This is a genomic window from Dictyoglomus sp. DH (genome assembly GCF_055181375.1).
This window is the reverse complement of record NZ_CM143706.1, coordinates 1,706,740-1,728,824: the sequence shown is the minus strand read 5'-3', so window position 1 is coordinate 1,728,824 and position 22,085 is coordinate 1,706,740. Positions and strand designations below refer to the sequence as shown.

At 32.0% G+C, this 22,085-nt stretch carries 20 protein-coding genes and 1 riboswitch; of the genes, 9 read left to right on the top strand and 11 right to left on the bottom strand.

All coding sequences use genetic code 11. From position 1 onward, the window contains the following. Positions 1-9: 9 nt before the first annotated feature. On the bottom strand, positions 10-2,190 hold the full coding sequence (locus ACY3JJ_RS08660) for an alpha-galactosidase (RefSeq protein ID WP_463091635.1): 2,181 nt from the start codon (positions 2,188-2,190) through the stop codon (positions 10-12). Between the two features lie 434 nt (positions 2,191-2,624). Here ACY3JJ_RS08660 and ACY3JJ_RS08655 point away from each other — a divergent pair, with 434 nt between their 5' ends. From ACY3JJ_RS08655 to ACY3JJ_RS08640, 4 genes are all read left to right on the top strand, one after another. Further along, a complete protein-coding gene (locus tag ACY3JJ_RS08655) occupies positions 2,625-3,620 on the top strand; it encodes a sugar-binding protein (RefSeq protein ID WP_463091634.1) in 996 nt (331 codons plus the stop codon). Positions 3,621-3,729: 109 nt separating this feature from the next. Continuing rightward, on the top strand, positions 3,730-5,214 hold the full coding sequence (locus ACY3JJ_RS08650) for a sugar ABC transporter ATP-binding protein (RefSeq protein ID WP_463092603.1): 1,485 nt from the start codon (positions 3,730-3,732) through the stop codon (positions 5,212-5,214). A 26-nt stretch (positions 5,215-5,240) separates the two neighbouring features. Further along, complete coding sequence (locus ACY3JJ_RS08645; protein ID WP_463091633.1) at positions 5,241-6,227, top strand: ABC transporter permease; 987 nt, start codon at positions 5,241-5,243, stop codon at positions 6,225-6,227. A 67-nt stretch (positions 6,228-6,294) separates the two neighbouring features. After that, positions 6,295-7,686: a DUF4388 domain-containing protein gene (locus tag ACY3JJ_RS08640; RefSeq protein ID WP_463091632.1), complete on the top strand. Its 1,392-nt coding sequence runs from the start codon at positions 6,295-6,297 to the stop codon at positions 7,684-7,686. A gap of 258 nt (positions 7,687-7,944) precedes the next feature. Here the strand turns inward: ACY3JJ_RS08640 and thiD are convergent, their stop codons facing one another. The 10 genes from thiD to ACY3JJ_RS08590 all read right to left on the bottom strand — a co-directional run bounded on the left by thiD (position 7,945) and on the right by ACY3JJ_RS08590 (position 17,075). After that, positions 7,945-8,742: a bifunctional hydroxymethylpyrimidine kinase/phosphomethylpyrimidine kinase gene (thiD, locus tag ACY3JJ_RS08635; RefSeq protein WP_463091631.1), complete on the bottom strand. Its 798-nt coding sequence runs from the start codon at positions 8,740-8,742 to the stop codon at positions 7,945-7,947. Continuing rightward, complete coding sequence (gene thiC / locus ACY3JJ_RS08630) at positions 8,720-9,976, bottom strand: phosphomethylpyrimidine synthase ThiC (RefSeq protein WP_463091630.1); 1,257 nt, start codon at positions 9,974-9,976, stop codon at positions 8,720-8,722. Before thiC ends, thiD begins: the two co-directional genes overlap by 23 nt. Further along, positions 9,957-10,625 carry a thiamine phosphate synthase gene (thiE, locus tag ACY3JJ_RS08625; RefSeq protein ID WP_463091629.1) on the bottom strand — a complete coding sequence of 223 codons (669 nt, stop codon included), beginning with the start codon at positions 10,623-10,625 and terminating at the stop codon, positions 9,957-9,959. The genes thiC and thiE overlap by 20 nt, the downstream gene beginning before the upstream one ends. Further along, positions 10,615-11,220 (bottom strand): sulfur carrier protein ThiS adenylyltransferase ThiF, encoded by a 606-nt coding sequence (gene thiF / locus ACY3JJ_RS08620; RefSeq protein WP_463091628.1) that lies wholly within the window; start codon positions 11,218-11,220, stop codon positions 10,615-10,617. Before thiF ends, thiE begins: the two co-directional genes overlap by 11 nt. Next, a complete protein-coding gene (gene thiH / locus ACY3JJ_RS08615) occupies positions 11,217-12,323 on the bottom strand; it encodes a 2-iminoacetate synthase ThiH (RefSeq protein ID WP_463091627.1) in 1,107 nt (368 codons plus the stop codon). Before thiH ends, thiF begins: the two co-directional genes overlap by 4 nt. A gap of 11 nt (positions 12,324-12,334) precedes the next feature. Then, entirely contained in the window at positions 12,335-13,108 is a 774-nt protein-coding gene (locus tag ACY3JJ_RS08610) for a HisA/HisF-related TIM barrel protein (protein ID WP_463091626.1), read from the bottom strand. 7 nt (positions 13,109-13,115) lie between these two features. After that, positions 13,116-13,304 (bottom strand): sulfur carrier protein ThiS, encoded by a 189-nt coding sequence (thiS, locus tag ACY3JJ_RS08605; protein ID WP_463091625.1) that lies wholly within the window; start codon positions 13,302-13,304, stop codon positions 13,116-13,118. Between the two features lie 61 nt (positions 13,305-13,365). After that, positions 13,366-13,485: riboswitch (TPP riboswitch) on the bottom strand. 40 nt (positions 13,486-13,525) lie between these two features. Beyond that, entirely contained in the window at positions 13,526-14,920 is a 1,395-nt protein-coding gene (locus ACY3JJ_RS08600) for a cellulase family glycosylhydrolase (RefSeq protein WP_463091624.1), read from the bottom strand. Positions 14,921-15,084: 164 nt separating this feature from the next. Then, positions 15,085-16,104 carry a zinc-dependent alcohol dehydrogenase gene (locus ACY3JJ_RS08595; RefSeq protein ID WP_463091623.1) on the bottom strand — a complete coding sequence of 340 codons (1,020 nt, stop codon included), beginning with the start codon at positions 16,102-16,104 and terminating at the stop codon, positions 15,085-15,087. Positions 16,105-16,127: 23 nt separating this feature from the next. After that, positions 16,128-17,075, bottom strand: a complete 948-nt coding sequence (locus ACY3JJ_RS08590; protein ID WP_463091622.1) for a YbgA family protein — start codon at positions 17,073-17,075, stop codon at positions 16,128-16,130. A gap of 100 nt (positions 17,076-17,175) precedes the next feature. On the opposite strand from ACY3JJ_RS08590, the gene ACY3JJ_RS08585 reads away from it, so the two are divergent. The 5 genes from ACY3JJ_RS08585 (at position 17,176) to ACY3JJ_RS08565 (ending at position 22,082) form a co-directional block, all read left to right on the top strand. Further along, positions 17,176-18,117 carry a phosphotriesterase family protein gene (locus tag ACY3JJ_RS08585; protein ID WP_463091621.1) on the top strand — a complete coding sequence of 314 codons (942 nt, stop codon included), beginning with the start codon at positions 17,176-17,178 and terminating at the stop codon, positions 18,115-18,117. Between the two features lie 75 nt (positions 18,118-18,192). Then, on the top strand, positions 18,193-18,705 hold the full coding sequence (locus tag ACY3JJ_RS08580; protein ID WP_463091620.1) for a rubrerythrin family protein: 513 nt from the start codon (positions 18,193-18,195) through the stop codon (positions 18,703-18,705). A gap of 149 nt (positions 18,706-18,854) precedes the next feature. Beyond that, a complete protein-coding gene (locus tag ACY3JJ_RS08575) occupies positions 18,855-19,643 on the top strand; it encodes a mechanosensitive ion channel family protein (RefSeq protein ID WP_463091619.1) in 789 nt (262 codons plus the stop codon). 16 nt (positions 19,644-19,659) lie between these two features. Next, complete coding sequence (locus tag ACY3JJ_RS08570; RefSeq protein ID WP_463091618.1) at positions 19,660-21,009, top strand: MFS transporter; 1,350 nt, start codon at positions 19,660-19,662, stop codon at positions 21,007-21,009. A 5-nt stretch (positions 21,010-21,014) separates the two neighbouring features. After that, complete coding sequence (locus ACY3JJ_RS08565; RefSeq protein WP_463091617.1) at positions 21,015-22,082, top strand: endo-1,4-beta-xylanase; 1,068 nt, start codon at positions 21,015-21,017, stop codon at positions 22,080-22,082. Positions 22,083-22,085 lie beyond the last annotated feature (3 nt).

Here is a 22,085-nt window from a genome sequence, read left to right as displayed (position 1 = left end):
TATCCTCCTTTATTCTTTTGATTTTAGTATGAATGCAAAAGATTCAAAATCTTTCATTGGGGGTATATTAATTCCTATATTCATTAATTCATCACCATAAAATTCTCTATCGGTTCCCTCTATTTTATATATTTTATTTGGATCAAGTCCATCCAATTTGAGCCTTAAAAAGGGTGGATTAGGAAAAGCTAAGATATTTACATATACTACAAAGGCCTCTTTTTTATCTGGAGTAACAAACATCCAAGACGCAGCATTTTCTTCGAATGGGCTTATTAATCTATAAAGATCCCCTTCAAAAACTATATGCCATATCTTTTTGTAGAATTCTATTTGATCTTTTATTATTTCATCCTCTTCCTTTGTTAATTTAGTAAGATCCATTTCATATCCAAAAACACCTGACATTGCTACATATCCTCTTGTCTTAAGAGGTGTAATTCTCCCAACTTGGTGATTAGGTACTGCAGATACATGGGCACTCATAGTGGACGCAGGATACACAATACTTGTTCCCCACTGAATCTTTAATCTTTCTATAGCATCAGTATTATCACTGGTCCATATTTGGGGCATATAATATAGGATTCCAGGATCAAATCTGCCTCCTCCACCTGAGCAACCTTCAAAAAGAATATGTGGAAATTCTGATGTTAACTCTTCCATCATTTCGTATAATGCTAAAACATATCTATGAAATACTTCTTTTTGTTTTTCTGGGGGAAGGACTAGAGAGCCTACTTCTGTTAGGGATCTATTCATATCCCATTTTATATATTCAATAGGGGCGTTTCTTATAATTTCCTTCATCATTCTAAGAATTTCTTTTCTTACTTCTTCTCGTGTTATGTCAAGAACATACTGATTTCTACATTGAGATAATGTCCTTTTTCGGACTTTTATACACCAATCAGGATGTTTTTTATAAAGTTCACTGTTTGGTGAAACCATTTCTGGCTCAAACCATAGTCCAAATTTTAACCCCATTTCATTTAATTTTTTACCAAGTCCATCAAGTCCGTTTGGTAATTTTCTTCTATCCACATACCAATCTCCAAGAGAGCTGGTATCATCATCCCTTTTGCCAAACCATCCATCATCTAAGACAAAAAGTTCTACTCCTAACTCTTTTGCCTTCTGAGCAAGAGCTAAAAGTTTATCTTCATTAATATTGAAATAAACTGCTTCCCATGTATTCACAAGAATGGGTCTTCTTTTATCTCTGTATTCACCTCTGCAAAGTCTTTTACTATATAGTCTGTGATAGGTTCTTGACATTTCTCCCAAACCTTCGGAAGAGTAAACCATTACTACTTCTGGTGTTTGAAAGGTCTCTCCCTTTTCTAATATCCAAGTAAATTCAAATGGATTTATTCCCATGGTTACTCTTGTAGTATTAAATTGATCTACTTCTATATTGGCTGAAAAATTTCCACTATATACTAGACTAAAGCCATATACGTCTCCATGTTTTTCATTTGCGTCCTTAGAAAGTAGAGCAATAAATGGATTATGTTGGTGTGAGCTTTCTCCTCGTGAACTTTCAATGGTCTTTATACCATGCATTAAAGGAGTTCTTTCTATATATCTTTCTCTTGCCCATGATCCCCAAAGATTTAAAAGGTCAAACTTACAGTGATCAAAATCTACACAAGTACTTAAAGCTCTTAATATTTTTAATTTTTGATCCCCATCGTTTATAAACTTGGCACTTCTTGTAATAACATTGTAATCTCTAAATGCTGTGTATAGGAGAATAACTCTTAGATTAATAAGATCATCTTTGAGCTCTATTTCAAGGGTTTCTGCTTCATTTTCGTCTTCCACATAAGTTGCTGGTAGTCCTTGAAGTTTTGGTTTTCCTTTATAAATCTTGTAATCTTTAAATATTAGGTTTGTAATTCTTGATCCATCTTCTTGTTCTATTTGATATGCAGGATGTCTAAAGTCTGAATTTCCATAGGCTGGATATTCTAATAGCATTCTATCAAAAGTGTAAGTTTTGTCATCAGGATCAGGATTTGCTCCAAAGGGAGAAGTTATAAAAGCTTCGGAAAAATCAGAATGATTTAATTTTTTTCCCCAATATAGATGGACTAAATATTTATTCTTAAAAATTTTCATTATATAACTGGAATTTCCAGCAATTAGATGAAAAATTTTTTTATTCTCATCATATATTATAGGCATATTATCACCTCATGATTTTTTTAATAAATATAGCATAAAAAGGGTATAAATGATGCAAAATATTATTTAAATTATCCCAAATGAAATGGGGGTAAGTTCTTTTATGAAAAAAGAGAATAAATATAAAAAACCATAGTTCTTAATAAATCTTCTTAAGTATAGCAGGAAAAGTTAACACATGATGTTTATAAAAGGAAGTACCAAAATGAAACCTTATCAAATTGCCTATTCTTTGACTATATCGACTGAAATATAGCATAATTTTTAATTTAAATTGAAAAATTATTAAACTGATGTTATAATGTTTTCTGAAAATAATCGTATAGGAAGGGGATGAGAGAGGATATAAAAAGATAGGTGAGGTTTGTGGGTGGGTAAACGTTTTCCTTTTGTAAATTTTGTTCACAAAATATTATTAATAGGGGGTGCTTTATATGAAGAGGTTGTTGATGATTGTGTTTATTGTTTTTGTATTTCTTTTAATGGCTACAACGGCTCAAACTCCTAAAAAACTTGTTTTTGCGTGGATTCCAAAGGCATTAAACAATCCAGTTTTTGAACTTGGAAGAGATGGCGCTTTCAAGAGAGCAGAGGAACTTTCAAAGAAGGGGCCATATAAGGTAGAAATTCTTTATGTGGCTTCTGTAGCATCTGATGCTACAGAACAAGCAAGAGTAGTGGAAGATGTTGTGGCAAGGAAAGTGGATGGAATAGCTATTTCTTGTAATGATCCCACAGCATTAATAGATGTCATTAATAAAGCGGTAGAAGCAGGTATTCCTGTTATGACCTTTGATGCTGATTCGCCAAAGAGTAAGAGGTTTACTTACCTTGGTGTAAACAATTATGAGGGTGGAAAATGGGCGGCAAAACTATTAGTGAAAGCTATGGGAACAAGCGGAGATGTGGCGATGCTTACTGGAGTACCTGGTGCTCTTAATTTGGAAGAGAGAATGAGAGGATTCAGAGATGAAATAAAGAAATATCCTAAGATTAAGATAGTAACAACTGTAGCATGTTATGATGATATCAATAGAGGTGTACAAGTAGTTGAAGAAACAATGCAGAAATATCCTAAGTTAAAGGGATGGTTCTTTGTAGGACTTTGGCCTCTCTTTGCAGAGAGAGGATCTATGCCACTTTGGGAAAAAGCTGCAAAGGTAAAGAAGGTATTTACTGTTGCTTTTGACACATTACCTGTGGAGTTACAACTTTTGAAAGAAGGATATCTTGTAGGTCTTGTTGGTCAAAAATATTGGGGATGGGGTTATGATGCTATAGATATCCTTTATAGAAAAGTTGTAAATAATGAGAAATTCCCTGAATGGATAGATACTGGTTTTGATATTGTTACTCAAAAGAATGTAGATGCGATGATAAGAGCATGGCTATTGAAAGATTTCAAAACTCCACTTCCACCTCCATTTTAATAAAAAGTGAGTTAGTTTTTTAGATTAATAAAGAGTGGGGGTACAAAGATATTCTTTGTACCCCCTATTGGTTTAGAGGAGGTGACAAAATTTGGAACCAATACTTAGAATGGAAGGAATATCTAAAACATTTCCAGGAGTTCAAGCATTAGATAGGGTAGATTTTGAGGCTTATAGTGGTGAGGTTATGGCTCTTGTTGGGGAAAATGGTGCTGGAAAATCTACATTAATGAAAATCCTTAGTGGTGCTTATAGAAAGGATGCAGGAAGGATTTATGTAGATGGAAAAAGGGTAGAAATTCAGGATCCATATCATGCTCAACTTTTGGGTATCAGTACTATATATCAGGAATTAAATGTCACTCCAAATCAAACTGTAGCTCAGAATATCTTTTTGGGAAGAGAAATTAAAAGAAAAGGAATATTAGGGAAATTAGGTTTTGTAGATAAGAAGGAAATGGAAAAGAGAGCAAAAGAGATTCTTGATAGAGTAGGAGCTAATATTGATACTAAGGAATTGGTAAAAAATCTTTCGGTGGCTCAAAGACAAATGGTAGAAATAGCTAAGGCTCTATCTCTTGATGCAAAGATAATCATTATGGACGAACCAACCTCTGCTTTAGGTCCTGAGGAAGTTGAAAAACTATTTGAAATTATTAGACAGCTGAAAGAGCACGGTATTGCTATTATATTTATCTCTCACAGGCTAGAAGAAATATTTAAAATAGCAGATAGAATAACAATCCTCAGAGATGGAAAAATGGTTGGATTAATGAGTAGGGATGAGGCTACTTTTGATAAAGTCATATATCTTATGGTAAACAGGCCCCTTGGAGATATGTTTAAAAAGGAAGAGGTTTCTAAAGGTAAACCTCTTCTTGACGTTAAGAACTTAAAAAGTGAGATAATAAAGGATGTAAGTTTTACTCTATATGAGGGTGAAATTCTTGGTATAGCAGGATTGGTGGGTTCTGGTAGAACGGAACTCGTAAGATTAATTTTTGGGGCAGATCCTAAGATTTCAGGTGAAATATACTTAAATGGAGAAAAAGTTGAGATTCAATCACCGGAAGACGCAGTAAAACATGGTATTGGCTTAGTTCCAGAAGATAGACAAAATCAAGGTTTGATATTAAAGATGTCTGTAAGAGAAAATATTGGAGTTACAATCATTAGGAAGATCTTGAAATTTTTGGGTTTTATAGATAAGAATAAACTTACCGAGATAGCAGAAAATTTCGTGAAGAGATTGAATATTAAAACTCCAAGTATTTTTGAAAAAGTTTTATATCTGTCAGGTGGAAATCAACAAAAAGTTGTTCTTGCAAAATGGCTCGCATCAAATCCTAAGGTATTGATATTAGATGAACCAACAAGGGGTATAGATGTAGGTGCAAAAGCTGAAATTCACGCAATAATGAGTCAGCTTGCTAAAACTGGAATAGGAATTATTATGATATCTTCAGAGATTCCAGAGATTCTTGCTATGAGTGATAGAATTCTTGTTATGAGTGAGGGAAAGATTGTAGCAGAGCTACCAAGAAGTGAAGCAACACAGGAAAAAATAATGGCTTATGCATCTGGTAGTTACTAATTTTTATATCGGAGGGAGGTATTACAATGAAGGAAGCTCCTAAAGAGAGAAAAGGGATATTAAAAACGATAAGAATGCAAGAGATTGGCATATTAATCATTCTTTTTGTTTTATGTCTTTTTTTAAGTTTAACTACTGAAACCTTCTTAACTTCAACAAATATTTTTAATATATTGCGTGCCTTTTCATGGATTGCGATAAGTGGTTTTGGAATTTTAATGGTTATTATAACTGGTGGTATTGATTTATCGGTTGGATCGGTTATGGCTATGGCTGGTTTAATAACTGCAATGATGCTAAAGGCTAATTTTGGTGTATTTCTATCGATTATAGGAGGTATATTGATAGGAGCATTTATTGGTTTTATTAATGGTCTCCTTATAAGTAAAACAAATTTGCCTCCATTTATAGCAACCCTGGGTACCATGAATATAGCAAGGGGATTCTGTTATGGGATTACTGGAGGATGGCCCGTTAGGGATTTACCAAGGAGCTTCAACATGTTGGGTCAATATGATATACCCTTTTTAGGTGTTGGAATTCCTCTTCCTGTGGTCTTTATGATAATTTTAGGTATAATAACCTCAATTTTTCTTAATAGGACATCATGGGGATACAGAATCTATGCAGTGGGTGGAAATGAACAAGCAGCAAGGCTTTCTGGTATTAATACAGGAAGAGTGAAAATACTCGTTTATACTCTATGTGGAATTCTAACGGCAGTTGGTGGAATATTGATGACTGCAAGGTTAGGTGTGGCAGCACCTACCGCAGCTAGTGGTTATGAGTTAGATGTTATTGCTGCAGCTGTTATAGGAGGAGCTTCTCTTACTGGAGGGGAGGGTACTGTTTTAGGAGTAATTATTGGTGCAGCGATAATGCAAGTTTTGAGAACTGGAATGGTACTTTTAGGTTTTCCAGCCTACTGGCAACCATCAGCTATCGGTGCAATAATAATTGCTGCTATTATATTTGATCAATATAGAAAAAAGAAAATGGGAATAATTAGATAAAGAGGTTATAAAAATCTAAGGGAGGGGATTTAGGGAGGAGAAAAATTTTTAGAAAGGGGGAAAATTTGTGGGGCTTAAAGGTAATCTACAAAGTATTCCTTTATGGGAGATTCTACAGACTATATCTATAGGGAAAAAAACGGGTAAATTGGAAATAGATAATGGAATTAAAAAAGCAGAAATCTTTATAGAAAATGGAAAGATTGTAGATGTAAGATCAGGGTTTATTGAAGGATATGATGCCTTATTAGGTATTGTATTATGGGATAAGGGGGATTTTGTTTTTCATCCTGAAGAAAAAATTTCCCAAAAGCTTTTAAATTTAGATCCTTTAGAAGTGCTTATTAATGTGTCAGTTTATATAGACTTAGTAAATTATCTTGGTGACTTTATGCTATTACCAGTAAGAGTAGATGGTTTAGCTTTAGAAGAAGAAGTGGTGGCCTCATCTTTTGATGGTATCTTAAATGTTAGAGAGGTGCTTTTGAATTCTCCCTTAGGAGAGTATAGGAGCTTAGAGATAATTAAAAAGCTTATAAAAGAGAAAAAGTTAATATATCCTGAAGAGGATAGTAGGGTCTTCCTTCTATATACTTTTTGGAGACGTTGGAGATATCTCTTAGAAGAAGGAAACAAAATAGGGATAAATGAAAGGACTCTTAGAAAGGTTATTAAAGATTTTATTTCAGATATGCAAGAAGAGCTTGCTTTTATCGTAGAAGATATAACGTCTTCAGAGAAGATTTCTTGGCATTACTTTTATAGAAATATTGTGAAGTTTCCTGAGAGTAAGATAGAGGTATTTTTTAGGGAGGCTTTTGAAGTTTTAAACAAGCAGATAAAGATGCTATCTGACAGGAAAAAATTGGAACAATTTTCCATTTTATTGGGTGAGAAAGGTGATAATATATATGTTCCTGTTAATAGAAAACTAAATTCTAATGAGTTGATAGTTTCATTATTTTTTAATGGGGAGATATCCTTAAAACAAGTATTTCATTATTCTTTACTTGATAAAATAGAGACGCAATCTATAATTGTGGACTTAATCACAAGTAAACATGTAGTTGACATATCAGAAGATAAAAAGTTAGATTTAATTCATTCCTTTTATATATTCTGGAGAAAATTTTTAAGAGAAATGAAGGAAAAAGGCTTAGATAATGAGCTAATAGAAATTTATAGGAACTACATTGATAGTTCTTTCTTAGATGTCAGATTTATGTTTTCCCATATAATTGAAGGGGATATACCAAACTTTGCTTATTTTAATAGAGAAAAGGAAAAATATTCAGAAGAAGAAATAGTAGGATTCATTAAGGACGGAATTGACCTAATTTTTGATGAAATGAGAAAGAAAATTGGAGAAATTGAATTAAAAGTATTATTGCAAAAAGTCTTAGATGAAATTAAACTATTAAATCCAAGAAATGTGGAAAAATTTGCTATGGTAGTTTAAGGGTTAAATAATTAGGAAAGTAAGGTTTTAGTATAGTTTTTCCCTTTAATTTTGCTATTATTGGAAATGATAGAGTAGCGATAAGGAATATGAATACAGTAATTTTCTTCCCTTTTCATATGATATATATAATTTCTGAAATAGGTGCGGGAAGGTCTTGCGTTTCATGCAATTTATATGAAGATAACCTCACTTTATTTTCATGGAGAAAAGGATTCAGGAATTAGAGAAGAAGTAATAAGGATGGAGTGGTAAAATCTATATATTAAATACCTTTTGTCCGTGACCTATTTGTATTATATTGTTTATGATCTTATCAAATGTATATTCAGTATTATAAAAGGCATCTTCTATATTTTTTTCTTTAGATAAATAATAAGCAAAGATTGAAGAGAAAACACAACCTGTACCATGTACATTTAGGTTTTGTCTAAGAATTTTGGGGTAAAAGATATATTTATCCTTTGTATAAAGAATGTCATATACCTTGTTATTTATGGGAAGATGTCCGCCTTTCAATACAAGATTTTTTATATTAAATTGTTTATTTAAATTGAAAATGGTTGTTTTAATATCTTCTAAAGTCTCTATCTTGATGTTTAAAAGTGCCTCTGCTTCGGGAATATTTGGGGTTATTATAGTACATAAGGACATTAGTTGAACTAATTTTTGTAAACTATTTTTCTTTAGTAGTTTGGTACCTTTTGTTGGTTTAATTATTGGATCAAGAACAATATTAGTTAATCTATATTTTATTATAATATCTATCACAGTATTAATAATTTTCTCTGAGTACAAAGCTCCTATTTTTACTGCATCAATCTCTTTCACATCATTTATTAAGTACTCGAGAGATTTTATAAAATATTTGGAATCTATTTCGTAAACTTTATATACTCTTTGAGTATCTTGAATAGTAAGGCATGTGGGTACTCCTAAAGCATAACCATTAAGAAGATGAATAGTTTTTGTATCCAATAAAATACCTGCTCCACCTGTTGGATCATACCCAGATATTATGAGTATCTTCTTTTTATGAGCTATTCTTGATTGCACAAAGATCACCACACATAGTACATGTGGTTATTGATAAATCCTTTCTATATTCTTTTGCTTTATCAGGATCTATAGATGTATTTATGATTTTTTCCCAATCTAAATTTTTTCTTGCTAAAGCCATAGTATAATCCCTTTCTATACTCTTTTTAAATCCTTTCACCAAGTTAACACTATGAGCTGCTATTTTAAAGGCGATGATTCCTTCTTTCACGTCTTCTATATTTGGTAATCTTAGATGCTCTGCTGGTGTTACATAACATATAAAATCAGCACCATTCAAACCTGCAATTAGTGCTCCCATACTTCCTGATATATGATCATATCCTGCTGCAATATCAGTGGTTAGAGGTCCAAGGACATACAAAGGAAAATCATGACATATCTTTTTTATGGTCTTTATGGTATATGGTATTTCGTCTGCTTTCATATGACCAGGACCCTCAATGATTACTTGTACACCATAATCATGGGCTATTTTGGCTAATTTACTTACTTCTAATATTTCCTCAAACTGTAAATTATTACCTGAATCAAAAATACATCCTGGCCTAAATGCGTCACCTATGCTTATGGTTACATCGTATTTTTTTAGTATCTTTAGTACTTCATCAAAGTATTCATAGTAAGGATTTTCAGATTGATTTTCTATCATCCATTTATATATCATAGAACCTCCGCGGGATACTATATTTAAAATTCTTTGTGATTTTTCTAATTCTTTTGCCAATCTTAAGTTTATTCCTGCATGTATAGTTACAAAATCTACTCCTGAGTCTGCATGTTCTTCTAAAACCTCAAGAAAATCTTTTGGCTTTGTTTTAATAAAATTCTTTGCACGGACTGCTATATCATAAACTGGTACACTCCCTACCAAAAAACTGAATTCTTTTACTAATTTTTCTCTGAAGGATTTTGCATACTTACCACAAGAAAGATCCATTACCGATTCCACATTATATTTTTCACAAATTTCAGCCTTCTTTAATTCCAGATCAAAACTTGAAAAATCCGATGTTACTCCAATATTAGCGTTTATTTTTATGCTACAGCCATCTCCTATAGCATAATATTTATTTCTTTTTCTTTTTTTATTAGCTGGAACTACAATTTTCCCTTCTTTTGTATTTCTAAGAAAATCCTCTATAGATGGGAATTCTTCATTTTTGTATGCTATTTCTATTTCCTGAGGAATTTGATTTATTTTTAGTTTTTCAAGAATTGTTTGTTCCATTTTTGTAAACCTCCATTATCTTCATGAGATTTTTTATTTTTTCTTTAATATCAGAAGAAGATACAATCTCACTTACCATAGCTATACATTTTCCTCCATTTTCAAAAACTTGTTTTAAATTGTTTTCTTTAATACCTCCTATCGCTACTACTGGAATTTTTATATTTTCAGTAGCCCATTTTAGAATCTCTAATCCAATTGGAGGATGGGGGTTTTCTTTTGTAAAACTTTCAAAAACTGGTCCAAGACCAATATAATCAGCTCCCTCTTTTTCAGCTTTTTTGGCTTGTTCTTTATTATGGGTAGTAACTCCTATAATAAATTCTTCTCCTAATAATTGTCTTGCTACTTCTATAGGATAATCGTCTTGACCAATATGTACTCCATCTGCCCCAACAATTTTTGCAAGGTCCAAATGATCGTTAACTATTAAAATGGCATTATATTGTAGAGTAAGTTCTCTTAAAATTAATGCTTCCTTATATTTTTCTTTTAATGTTTTTTTCTTTTCTCTGTATTGTATGATTTTTACACCTGAAGACAGCATTTCTTTTACCACTTCTATATTGTTCCTACCTAAAGATAAATTTTCGGCTGTAATACAGTAAAGATTGTAATTCTTTAGTAGATCTAATTTCTCAGATTTCATATAGCACCATCCTTAAAATTTCATCACATTGCATACTTGAAATAGCAATTACTTTAGGAGCATAAGGATGAAAGTTTTTATTATCACTTTGAAAATCTCCAATAAGGGTTATGTTTTTAAATTTTTTAATCTTTATTTTCTCAATGTCACCAAATCCACAAACTCCTATAGCTGAGACGATCTTTTTACCTAAACTTGCAGCAGTGTTAATTAATAGGGCTTTTGTTTCTGCAGTGTCTACTGCTTCTAAAATGATGTCTCCTTGAGATAATAGATCTATTACATTCTCAGATGTGATCTTCACCTCAAAAGTGATAATGTTACAATGAGAATTTATAGAAAGAATATTTTCTTTAAGAGCAATAACTTTTGGTTTACCTATTTGATTGTAGAAATAGGCTTGCCTATTTAAATTTGATGTTTCTACTTTATCATGATCTATGAGAATAAAATTTTCAAAACCTGTTCTTGTGAGAGTTATAGCAGCATTTGAGCCTAATCCCCCACAACCTGCTATTACTATTTTTGTCTTACGAATTTTATTTAATTCTTCTTGAGTAAAATAATTTATGAGCATGTCTCTAAAGTCATTCATGTTATGCCTCCTTTAATCCAATTAGTAAATTCTGGCCTATATCCTTTGCTTTTAATTATCTCAATTATTTCTTTTATGCTTCTTTTATCTTCTACCTCAAATTGTGTTCCTGATTCTCTGCCTTTTGCGTATCCACCGACGGATGTTTTAGAACCAGCCGACATTTTTGTAACGCCATAACCTATAATAAGATCTCTAAGTTTTGGAGATTCACGAGTTGAAATGGTGATTCCGATTGGAGGTAAATAAATTCGAGAGGTAAAAATGAGACGCAATAGGGTCTTTGAATTCACAATATATTGGGGAACAAAATTTGTTTCAGCAGGGCGATATCTTGGAAAAGAGATATTTATTTCTGCCTTAGGATATTTTTGCATGAGATATTTGGCATGAAGTAGCATTTTGAATGTGTCTTCAATGGGATTATTTAGCCCAAGAAGAATACCTAGGGTAACTTCAAAAACTCCTGCTTTTATTGCTCTTTCTTGAGTTTTTATTCGGTACCAGAAATCTTTTTTGGGACCATAAGGATGTAATTCTTCATATACTTTTGAGTTATATGTCTCTTGATATTGTGTTACTCCTGTTAGACCTCTATTAACAAGGATTTTATATTCTTCTTCATCCATTGGATATACCTCTATTATGATTTCAGAAAAATAATCTTTTGCTTCTTCTACAGCAGAGAGTATATATTCAAAAGGTGTATTGATCCTATCACATCCTGTTAATAATAAAATGCTATCAATTCCAAAATTTTTTATGTGTTTATATTCTTCAATTAATTCTTCTTTGTTTAATCTTATTCTTTTTATCTTGTTTTCTATAGAAAAACCACAATATTTACATGATGAAAGACAATAATTAGAAAGGTAAAGAGGGGTAAATAGAGTGATAACTTTTCCATAGTATCTTTCTGTAAGTTTTTTTGACTTTTCTGCCATAAGTACAAGATTATTGTCGTCTGTATCAGATAGTAGAATATAAAGTTCTTCTTCGTTTATTTCTTCCTTTTTTAAAATTTTCCTTATATCATATTTTTTCTTTTCTTTTCTAATTTCTTCTAAAAAATTATCAGCCCAATTTAGAACTTTTTCTAACATTGGCTCACCTATTAATCCAAACTTTTAATGAGATCATGAAGAGGAGAGCTGGCATTTGCGTAATCTTTTTCTTCCGGAAGTCCTATTTCATATGCCAATCTTCCAGCTTTTACAGCGTAATTAAAAGCCCTTGCCATATTTAAGGGATCTTTTGAGGTAGCTATGGCTGTATTTATGAGAACAGCGTCTGCTCCTAACTCCATAGCTTTTGCAGCGTGGGAAGGTTTACCAATTCCAGCATCTATTATTACAGGGATAGAAATTTCGTTTATTATTGCTTTAATTAGTATTTCTGAATCAATGCCCTTATTACTACCTATGGGAGATCCTAAAGGCATTACTGCTGAAACTCCCTTTTCTTCGAGTTTTTTGGCAATTATGAGATCAGGTGATATATATGGAAATACTTTGAAATCTTCTTTCACTAAAATTTCTGATGCTTTAAGTGTTTCTTCATTATCGGGCAGAAGATATTTCATTTCTCCTGTGATTTCGATCTTAACCCAGTTTGATCCTGTGATTTCTCTGCCGATAAGAGCTATTTTTACAGCTTCTTTATGGTTTCTTGCTCCGGAGGTATTTATCATGATGGTAGCATCTCTTGGAATGAAATCTAATATAGAATTGCCTTTATTTATTTCTGTATTTATTCTTCTCACTGCTACGACAAATACTTCTATTTTGAGTTCTTCATACATATTTTTGATAATGCTATAATCTGGCAATTTTCCAGTTCCCACAAATAACCTATTGTTTATTATTTTTCCACCAACTTCAAACTCCATATTCTTCTTATCCCCCTCCCACTAAGGATACTATTTCCACATAATCTTCATCTTTAAGATAATATTTTTCCCAATCTTCTTTTTTAATAAGTTCTCCGTTAACAAGAACAGCAATTTTTTCTAAAGGGTATTCAAGTTTTAGAAGGAGTCCTTTAATATTTCCCTTGTACTTTACTTCTATATCGTTTACTAGCATATGAATTTCACCTCCATATAAAACTTAAAGGACCGCCCGGATATTACCAAGCGGCCCTCTAAATTCCAATAATTTTCACTCCCTCCGCCGGTATTACCCGGGTCAGGTTCTAAGGGTCGAGGTCGGGATTATAGACCTCCTCTCAGCCGAGCTTTTCCCCTCAGCTCCCCTGGAAACCCTATCTTCAATTTTTAGTAATTATACCACAAAATAAAGTTATTTTATTCAATAGTTACATAATCAACATAAATAGCAGATCTTCCTGATGATCCACTGCCAGATAAAAATTGAATTCCTAATTCTCTTACATCATTTAGTCCTGAAATTCCCGATAGATTTAAAGTTAATACAGTCCCTGATGTATTTGAGTTAATATTAATAGTACCTCCATCATACCATTTCCAATTACTTCCCACCTTTATATATAATTTGGCTTGCATGCCTGTTCCTTGATCACCCCAAGATGCATGTCTTACCACTGCTTTTAGTTTTGATTTTCCAGAAAAATTATGATTTGAAATTATACAAAGGTAAAATTGCTTGCCTGTACCTAAGTCTACATCAGCTTTTAGAGAATAACTTCCATTGTAGGCCCATTCATTTACGGACCATGGTCCTCCAGCTACATTTATACCTGTCCAATTTTGTGTACTACCTTCAAAATTATATAATACTGACGAATTTCCAGCATTTGGGTCTTTTTCGTACACTACCATTTTGCCCCAATAAGTTAGAGTTTTCCAATCTGAAGGGGAAGTCATATCAAGCCATGCATTTTCACTGTTATTGCCTGTCCATGACCATGCAATAAAGCCTATTCCAAGATTTCTACAGGCTTGCATTAGGTATAAAGCATCAACTTTACATCCAAGATTGTTATTACCATTGTTATAGTTATATCCAAATTCACCTACAATGATAGGAATACCATGGTTCTTACACGTAGACAAAAAATTATATATTTTGCTATTATCATTCCATTCTCCATACATGTGTATACTAAAGACTATATTCTTTAATGGATCAGAATTTAGTACCTCTAAGGCATAGTTTAAAATATCTTGGTCATCTTGCCCCCATCCACCCGAGTCGATTACTAATACATTATTTATTCCAGCATTTCTTATTCTGCTTACTGTGTTTTTGTAAGCATCTCTCCAAATAGTACTGTTTCTTGGTCCCCATTCATTTGCAATATTAATCCATACATCACTGGCGATATATGATTTATTATTTATCCACCAAGATACCATTCTATCTAAGTCACTAGTAGATGTACTTCCTGTAACATCATGCAATTCAGGAATAGGTTTAAGACCTAAGCTTTTACATCTATCAATTATCTGTTTCAGTCTTGAGGCTGATCCGTTTGTTTGCCATACAATTCTAACTGTATTAAAACCATAACTTTTTATAGTATCAAGTGCGGAATATGCTTGTGAATCAAACCAAATGTGGGGATTATTAACCCCCTTTATGCCAGATGTACTGGGTGCCTTATTTATATCTTCTGTTAATGTATTATTGTAAATATCAGTTGTTTTAGTACAGCCAGAAATTAGACTTATAAAGATTAAAAACAGAAGCAATGTGTTTAGGAGTTTTAGTTTTTTCATATATTTATGTACCCCCTTCGTTTTAACTTTCTTTAAAAAGTATATCAAATAGTAAAAAGTTTGTAAATAATTACATATTTTTTGTAACAAATGCAAGAGAAAAATGTGTGAAATATTAGAATAATGCTTGAGTAAATTATTTACAATTTTTTTAAATTTTGACTTTATTTTGCTATTTCAATTATTACCTTTAGATATTTTTCTTTCTCATTAATGATATCTTCAAAAGCTTTATTTACCTCCTCAAATGGGTAGATATGGGAGATTAATCTTTCGTAATCTACTTGATTTTTCCTTAGTAAATCTATAGCAATTAGGTAATCGTCTTTTGTATACATAAGAGAGCCTTTTAAGTTTAGTTCTCTGTCTTGAATATAAATAAGCTTTGCTAAAGATATCTCCTTAGGAACACCAATAAGGATTATATCTGTTCCTTTTTTTGCATTTTCAATAGCCATATTTATTGTTTGATCTATGCCCACACATTCAAATATTACGTCAGGACCTTCTTGGGTAAAGAGGGAATTTGTTAACTCATCTGGCTTTATAGGTATAATGTTGGGACATAAATCTTTTACAAGTTTTAATCTATTTTCAATAGGATCTATAACTACTATCTTTTTAGGCGATGATAGATATAGAAATATGGTAGTAAGAAGACCGATAGGACCACTACCTATAACTAATACTTCATCTCCTGGTTTGAAACTCGATCTTCTAACCCCATGAATAGCTACTGCTAAAGGTTCTGTTAAGACAGCCCTTTTTAAAGGAATTTCGTTTATTGAATATACCTTGTGAGAGGGAATTGATATGTATCTTTGGAATCCACCGTTAGTTTTTGTGCATCCAATTACATCCAAATTTTTACAAATATTATATCTTCCATGAGCACAATTATAACAATTACCACATGTTAAACTTGGTTCAATTACAACATAATCTCCTAAATTCATATTTTTAACTTTTTCTCCTTTATCAATTACTTTTCCAACAAATTCGTGGCCTAAGACAATGCCTGGTTTTACAAAGGGATGTTCTCCCAGGTAGGCATGAAGATCAGATCCACAAATTCCTGCATAGATTACTTCTAGTAATACTTCATCATCCTTTGTTGACGGATAAGGTGTTTCAATGAGTTCTAACCTTTTTATTTCTTTAAGAAGCCAACCTTGATTTTTCATAAGACTGTCCCCCTTAGTATTTATTAAGATTCTTCAAGATCTTCAGGATAAGGTTCTAAATAAGTTTGATTCATAATATATTGATCGTCAAATCTATAAGCCCAGGATTTGATTACTTCACGAAGTACCTTTATTTCTATCTTTCCCATTCTGTATTTTTCAATTAAAGAGAGAAAATGAGATTTTTCTCCTTCTTTTAATTTTTTAGAAAAATGTCCAAAAATATGGAGTAAGACATTGGCTTGATTTCCCCTCTTTAATGCTGAGGATAAGGCCTCTTTAAATAGATTAGAATACGTTTTTTTAATATCTTCCAACGGTTTTTCTTTATTAAAATTTCCTATTAAGTTTCCCATAATTTTCAAATGTTTTTGTGAAAAGGCCATTAATAGAAATTTATATCTTTGATGAAAATCTATAAGTTGGGATATATTTTTTAGTTGATTTTCAAGATTTCTCAATTCAGATAGACTAAAAATTCTTATCAAATATTTTTCTCTTATTTCTCTATTTCTTAACCTTCCTTCATCTTCTATAGGTAGATTTGGTAATTTTTCTAATATTATTTGAGCAAATATTCCTTTCCCTTTGAAGTAAAATTCCTTACCATGTTTATCTGCATATACAAGTGTATTGGAAACTCCACAAGAAGGTGATTTACTTTTTAATAAAAAGCCATCAACTTGTGGAAGATTTGATAAAAGATTATATGTAAAACTTAACATATCTTGAGTTAAATCTAAATCTTTGCTGGGTTGATAAATACCGTAATTGTCTTTTTCTTTATAAACTATGATCTTGTCTCTTGGAACTCCGAGGCCAATGGATACTTCAGGACATACAGAAATTATCTCACAATAATCTCTAAGTTTTATAACAAAGGGATCTTTAATGATTTCTCCATTATACCTTACGGGTTCTAAATTTAGACATGAACTTAAAACTATTTTAGGCTTAATGAACTTTCTCATATTTAAATTATATCTTTTTATAATTTTTAAATAAAGATCTAAAACTAATCTTCTGTTATACTAAACTAAGGGAGTAAATCTTTTAAGGAGGTAAATTTTTATGATTATGACTGTAAAGGGTGCTATAGATGGGGAAAGTTTAGGGCTCACTTTAGTACATGAACACCTTCTTGTAGATTTTTCTTCTGCAGAAGATCAGATAGAGATAACAAATTCTATAAGGTCCGATATTATCAATACCATGTTGCCTTATTTATTAGAAATAAAGAATTTGGGTGTTAAAACTTTTTTTGAATGCACCCCTAAATATGTAGGAAGGGATGTTAAAACATTAAAAATTCTTTCTGAACTTTCAGGTTTAAATATTGTTACAAATACGGGATTTTATGGGGCAGGTAATGGAAAACATGTTCCAAAAAAATATTATGGGGAAACTGCAGAAAAAATAGCAGAAATGTTTATTAAAGAGTGGAAAGAAGGTATTGAAGATAAGGATATAAAACCAGGATTTATTAAGACTGCAGTAAATCCTGGACCTCTCAGCGATTTAGATAAAAAACTTATAATAGCTACTGCTATAACACATCTTGAGACAGGTCTTACTATTGCATGTCATACTGGAGAAGCTGTTTGTGCTATTGAGGTTACAGATATTATTGAGAAAGAGGGTATAGATCTCTCTTCTCTTATAATAGTACATGCTGATAATATAGAGGATTTTGATGTACATTTAATGTTGTTAGGAAAAGGTGTATGGCTTGAATATGATTCGATTGGTACAAAATCTATTGATTATCATATTAAGTTGATAGAAAAGGTTATAAAAGAAGGATTTGAAGATAGAATACTTCTATCCCATGATGCAGGTTGGTATACTGTGGGAGAAAAGAATGGTGGAAGACAAAAAATAAGGGGTTATATTGATATTTTTTACAAACTAATTCCTGAGCTAATAAAGAGAAATGTTTCTCAGGAGATAATAAACAAGTTTCTAATAGAAAATCCAAAAAGAGCTTTTGAGATCAGAATAAGAAAAAAATAGTTAAAGTAAGTTTTGAGAATTAGAAAAAAATTGTTATAATTATAAATAAAGAAATAGATAAAGGGGGTTAAAAACATGAGGAAGATGACTGAAAAGTTTCTTCATGATGCTTTTGCAGGAGAAAGTATGGCTCATATGAAGTATATGATTTTTGCTGAAGAGGCTGAGAAGAAGGGTTTAGTTAAGCTTGCAAATCTTTTTAAAGCAATAGCCTATGCCGAGTATATCCATGCAAGAAACCATTATAGAGAACTTGGGCTTATAAGTGGACAGATGGCAGAAAATGTTATGCAATGTATAGAAGGAGAAACCTTTGAAGTAGAAGAAATGTACCCAGTGTATAACAATACAGCTTTGTTCCAAAACGAAAAAGGGGCAGAAAGAAGCACCAGATATGCTTGGGAAGCAGAAAAGATACATGCTGAAATGTATAAAAAGGCAAAGGAATTAGTGGAGAAAAATGAAGATTATACAGCAGAAAAAATTTATATATGCCCAGTCTGTGGACATACTGTAGAAGGTGAGCCACCAGAGAAATGTCCTGTTTGTGGGGCTCCTAAAAGCTCATATAAAGAGTTTTCTGTGTAAAAAAATGATGGGGAGAGGAGTTTTTCCTCCCCCTCTTTATTTTTTAATCAAACTCATTTTTTACTCCATAATTCCATTAATTGAGATAAAATTATTCTGATGATATAATATTTAAAGATTTTGCGTTTAGCTGGAGGTTAGTATAGAAAATGAATTTAGGTAACATATATTTAAACGTTTTCTTTTCCATATTAATATTATTTATAACATTCTTTGGACATAGATTTATCATGAAAGGCATAGATAGGGCTGTTTCAAGGACAGGAAAAGAGATAAAGGCCCCTAAAACAGTTTCCATGATTATTGGTTTTCTTTTATATGGTTTTGGTTTAGCAATTGTTTTGTCTATATGGAATATTAATTTAACTCCGTATCTTGCCGGTCTTGGTATATCAGGTGTTGTTTTAGGACTCGCTTTTCAAGAACCCCTTACTAATTTCCTTTCTGGAATACTTGTATTGGTTACAAGGAAGGTATTTGAGGGAGAAGCAGTTGAGATCGATGGTATAGGTGGAATAGTGGATATGGTTGAAATGAATCACACAAGATTAAAAACCTTTGATGGAAGGATGGTTTACATACCTAATAGAAAAGTATGGTCTGGAATGGTTACTAAATATTGGCCAGGCCCTTATCGCAGAATAAGTTTTGATGTAACTGTTGATTATTCTTCGGATCTTAATAAAGTTATTGGGTTAATAAAAGAAGCCTTAGAGGAGGAACCATTAGTAGTAAAAGATCCTTCTGTAACAAATATTGTTGCATTTAAAGAATATGGTAGTTCTGGTGTTACATATACAATATATTTTTGGGTAGATAGAGATAATTATTTCAACGCTGCAAACTCATTAAGTATTAGAATAAAGAAAAAGTTTGATGATAATGGAATTGCTATTCCATTTATGGTGATTGATTTAAGAATTAATCAAAAAATATAAGAGGGGGTAATTTATTGTGAAAAAGGGGGTTAGAGGATTTGCCTTATCGTTAATAGTTTTAATGATGGTTTTTCTAAATGCTGATCAGTTGGTGATGTCTCCTTTTATGGATCAGATTATGAAAGAGTTTAATGTAAATTTTAACCATCTTGGAGAATTAGGTCTTGTTTTTACTATTTTTGGAGCTTTCATATCACTTTTTTGGGGATATTTTGGAGACAAAATAAATAGAAAGATACTTTTTGTGACTGGGATTTTCATAGGAGAAATACCATGTTTTTTAACTGCTTTTGCCCAAAATTGGACTCAATTTTTTATATTAAGAGTTCTCACGGGTATAGGTGTAGGTGTGGTTTTTCCACTTGCTTTCTCTATTGTTAGCGATCTGTATAAAGAGGAAGAAAGAGGTAAAGCAACCTCTATTGTTGCTTCTTCGCTATCATTGGGAGTTCTTATTGGGGTAATTCTTTCAAGCCTTGTATATGAATATACAGGAAATTTCAGATTACCTTTTATAGTTGTATCAGTACCAAACTGGATTCTTGCTTTACTTTATTTATTTTTCATTCCTAATATAGAAAGAGGATATTCTGAAAAGGGTATAGAAGATTTAATTAAGGCAGGTTATGTTTATCCAAGGACGATAAATATTAGAGACTACGCAAATCTTGTTAAAATAAAAACCAATCTTCTTCTTTTTTTGCAGGGTATAGCAGGTACTATACCATGGGGAGCTATTCCTTATTTTCTTATAGCTTTCCTCGTAGGAAAAAGAGATTTATCGCAGGGACAGGCTACCTTTATATACTTCTTATTTGGTTTGGGAAATCTTTTAGGAATTCTTTTGGGAGGTTTTATAGGTGGAGCTCTTTATAAAAAGAGACCTAAGTATACTCCTTTATTTTGTAGTGTAAGTACTATCCTTGGAGCAACTCTTGCATATATTGTTTTTGCTTATGTACCTTCAAAAGCTTTTTTGAATTTTGCTCTTTTGGGGACCTTGGCAAGTTTCTTTTCTTCTTTAACAGGACCTAATGTAAAGATGATGCTTATGAATGTTAATGTACCAGAAAATAGGACTTCAATTTTTTCCATTTTTAATCTGACAGATTCAGTAGGTACTGGAATTGGAAGATATATAGGAGGAGTCTTAGCCAATGTAAGTATAAATGTTCCTCCTGAAAGAGCTATAGATCTTATTAAATTTTCGAAACTTGATTTTTCTTTATCAATTTCTTCTCTTTTCTGGTATCCATGTGGTGTTTTGCTTCTTCTCTTGGTATTCTTCTTTGAGAAAGAATTGAAAGATCTATATTTAAAGCTTGAAAATATAAAAAATTCAATGGAAAAACAGAAAGGAGGTTAATTCTTATGAGATTCAGTTTAAAAATTTTTGTTTTGTTTATTTTAGTACTTTCTATAATGACACCTTTAAGGGAGGTGAAAGCTATGGAAATACCATCGCTTAAGGAAGTGTATAAAGATTATTTTTTAATTGGTGCTGCTGTAAGTAATTTGAATATTTATAATTATGAGGAAATTCTTAAAAAGCATTTCAACAGTTTAACTCCTGAGAACCAGATGAAATGGGAAGTTATTCATCCTAGACCTTATGTTTATAATTTTGATCCTGCTGATGAAATTGTAGATTTTGCCATGAAAAATGGTATGAAAGTAAGGGGACATACTTTGGTTTGGCACAATCAGACTCCGCCATGGGTTTTTGCTGGAAAAGATGGAGGAACAGGTACTAAAGAGGAAATATTAGAAAGATTGAAGGAGCATATAAAGGAAGTAGTAGGCCATTACAAAGGAAAGGTTTATGCTTGGGATGTGGTAAATGAAGCATTATCAGATAATCCGTATGAATTTTTAAGGAAAGCACCATGGTACGATATTTGTGGAGAAGAAATTATAGAAAAAGCTTTTATATGGGCACATGAGGTAGATCCGGATGCAAAATTGTTCTATAATGATTACAATTTGGAGGATCCTGTAAAGAGAGAGAAAGCATACCAGTTGGTGAAGAGATTGAAAGAAAAAGGAGTACCAATTCATGGTATTGGCATTCAAGGACATTGGACTTTGAGTTGGCCGACTCCTAAGATGCTTGAAGATTCAATAAAGAGATTTTTAGAGCTTGGTGTAGAAGTGCAGATTACAGAATTCGATATATCGATTTATTATGATAGAAATGAAAATAATAACTTTAAAGTTCCACCTGAGGATAGACTTGAAAGACAAGCTCAACTTTATAAAGAAGCTTTTGCAATATTAAGAAAATACAAGGGAAAAGTTACAGGAGTTACTTTTTGGGGAGTTGCTGATGATTATACATGGCTTTTCTTCTGGCCTGTGAGAGGAAGAGAAGATTATCCACTTCTTTTTGATAAGAATCACAATCCTAAGAAGGCTTTTTGGGAAATTGTAAATTTTTAAAAA

What these genes read in the sequence shown, in the direction of transcription:
- ACY3JJ_RS08660 (WP_463091635.1), bottom strand. Translation starts at nt 2,190, where the DNA reads ATGCCTATAATATATGATGAGAATAAAAAAATTTTTCATCTAATTGCT.
- ACY3JJ_RS08655 (WP_463091634.1), top strand. Translation starts at nt 2,625, where the DNA reads ATGAAGAGGTTGTTGATGATTGTGTTTATTGTTTTTGTATTTCTTTTA.
- ACY3JJ_RS08650 (WP_463092603.1), top strand. Translation starts at nt 3,730, where the DNA reads ATGGAAGGAATATCTAAAACATTTCCAGGAGTTCAAGCATTAGATAGG.
- ACY3JJ_RS08645 (WP_463091633.1), top strand. Translation starts at nt 5,241, where the DNA reads ATGAAGGAAGCTCCTAAAGAGAGAAAAGGGATATTAAAAACGATAAGA.
- thiC (WP_463091630.1), bottom strand. Translation starts at nt 9,976, where the DNA reads ATGGAACAAACAATTCTTGAAAAACTAAAAATAAATCAAATTCCTCAG.
- thiE (WP_463091629.1), bottom strand. Translation starts at nt 10,625, where the DNA reads ATGAAATCTGAGAAATTAGATCTACTAAAGAATTACAATCTTTACTGT.
- thiF (WP_463091628.1), bottom strand. Translation starts at nt 11,220, where the DNA reads ATGAATGACTTTAGAGACATGCTCATAAATTATTTTACTCAAGAAGAA.
- thiH (WP_463091627.1), bottom strand. Translation starts at nt 12,323, where the DNA reads ATGTTAGAAAAAGTTCTAAATTGGGCTGATAATTTTTTAGAAGAAATT.
- ACY3JJ_RS08610 (WP_463091626.1), bottom strand. Translation starts at nt 13,108, where the DNA reads ATGGAGTTTGAAGTTGGTGGAAAAATAATAAACAATAGGTTATTTGTG.
- thiS (WP_463091625.1), bottom strand. Translation starts at nt 13,304, where the DNA reads ATGCTAGTAAACGATATAGAAGTAAAGTACAAGGGAAATATTAAAGGA.
- ACY3JJ_RS08600 (WP_463091624.1), bottom strand. Translation starts at nt 14,920, where the DNA reads ATGAAAAAACTAAAACTCCTAAACACATTGCTTCTGTTTTTAATCTTT.
- ACY3JJ_RS08595 (WP_463091623.1), bottom strand. Translation starts at nt 16,104, where the DNA reads ATGAAAAATCAAGGTTGGCTTCTTAAAGAAATAAAAAGGTTAGAACTC.
- ACY3JJ_RS08590 (WP_463091622.1), bottom strand. Translation starts at nt 17,075, where the DNA reads ATGAGAAAGTTCATTAAGCCTAAAATAGTTTTAAGTTCATGTCTAAAT.
- ACY3JJ_RS08585 (WP_463091621.1), top strand. Translation starts at nt 17,176, where the DNA reads ATGATTATGACTGTAAAGGGTGCTATAGATGGGGAAAGTTTAGGGCTC.
- ACY3JJ_RS08580 (WP_463091620.1), top strand. Translation starts at nt 18,193, where the DNA reads ATGAGGAAGATGACTGAAAAGTTTCTTCATGATGCTTTTGCAGGAGAA.
- ACY3JJ_RS08575 (WP_463091619.1), top strand. Translation starts at nt 18,855, where the DNA reads ATGAATTTAGGTAACATATATTTAAACGTTTTCTTTTCCATATTAATA.
- ACY3JJ_RS08565 (WP_463091617.1), top strand. Translation starts at nt 21,015, where the DNA reads ATGAGATTCAGTTTAAAAATTTTTGTTTTGTTTATTTTAGTACTTTCT.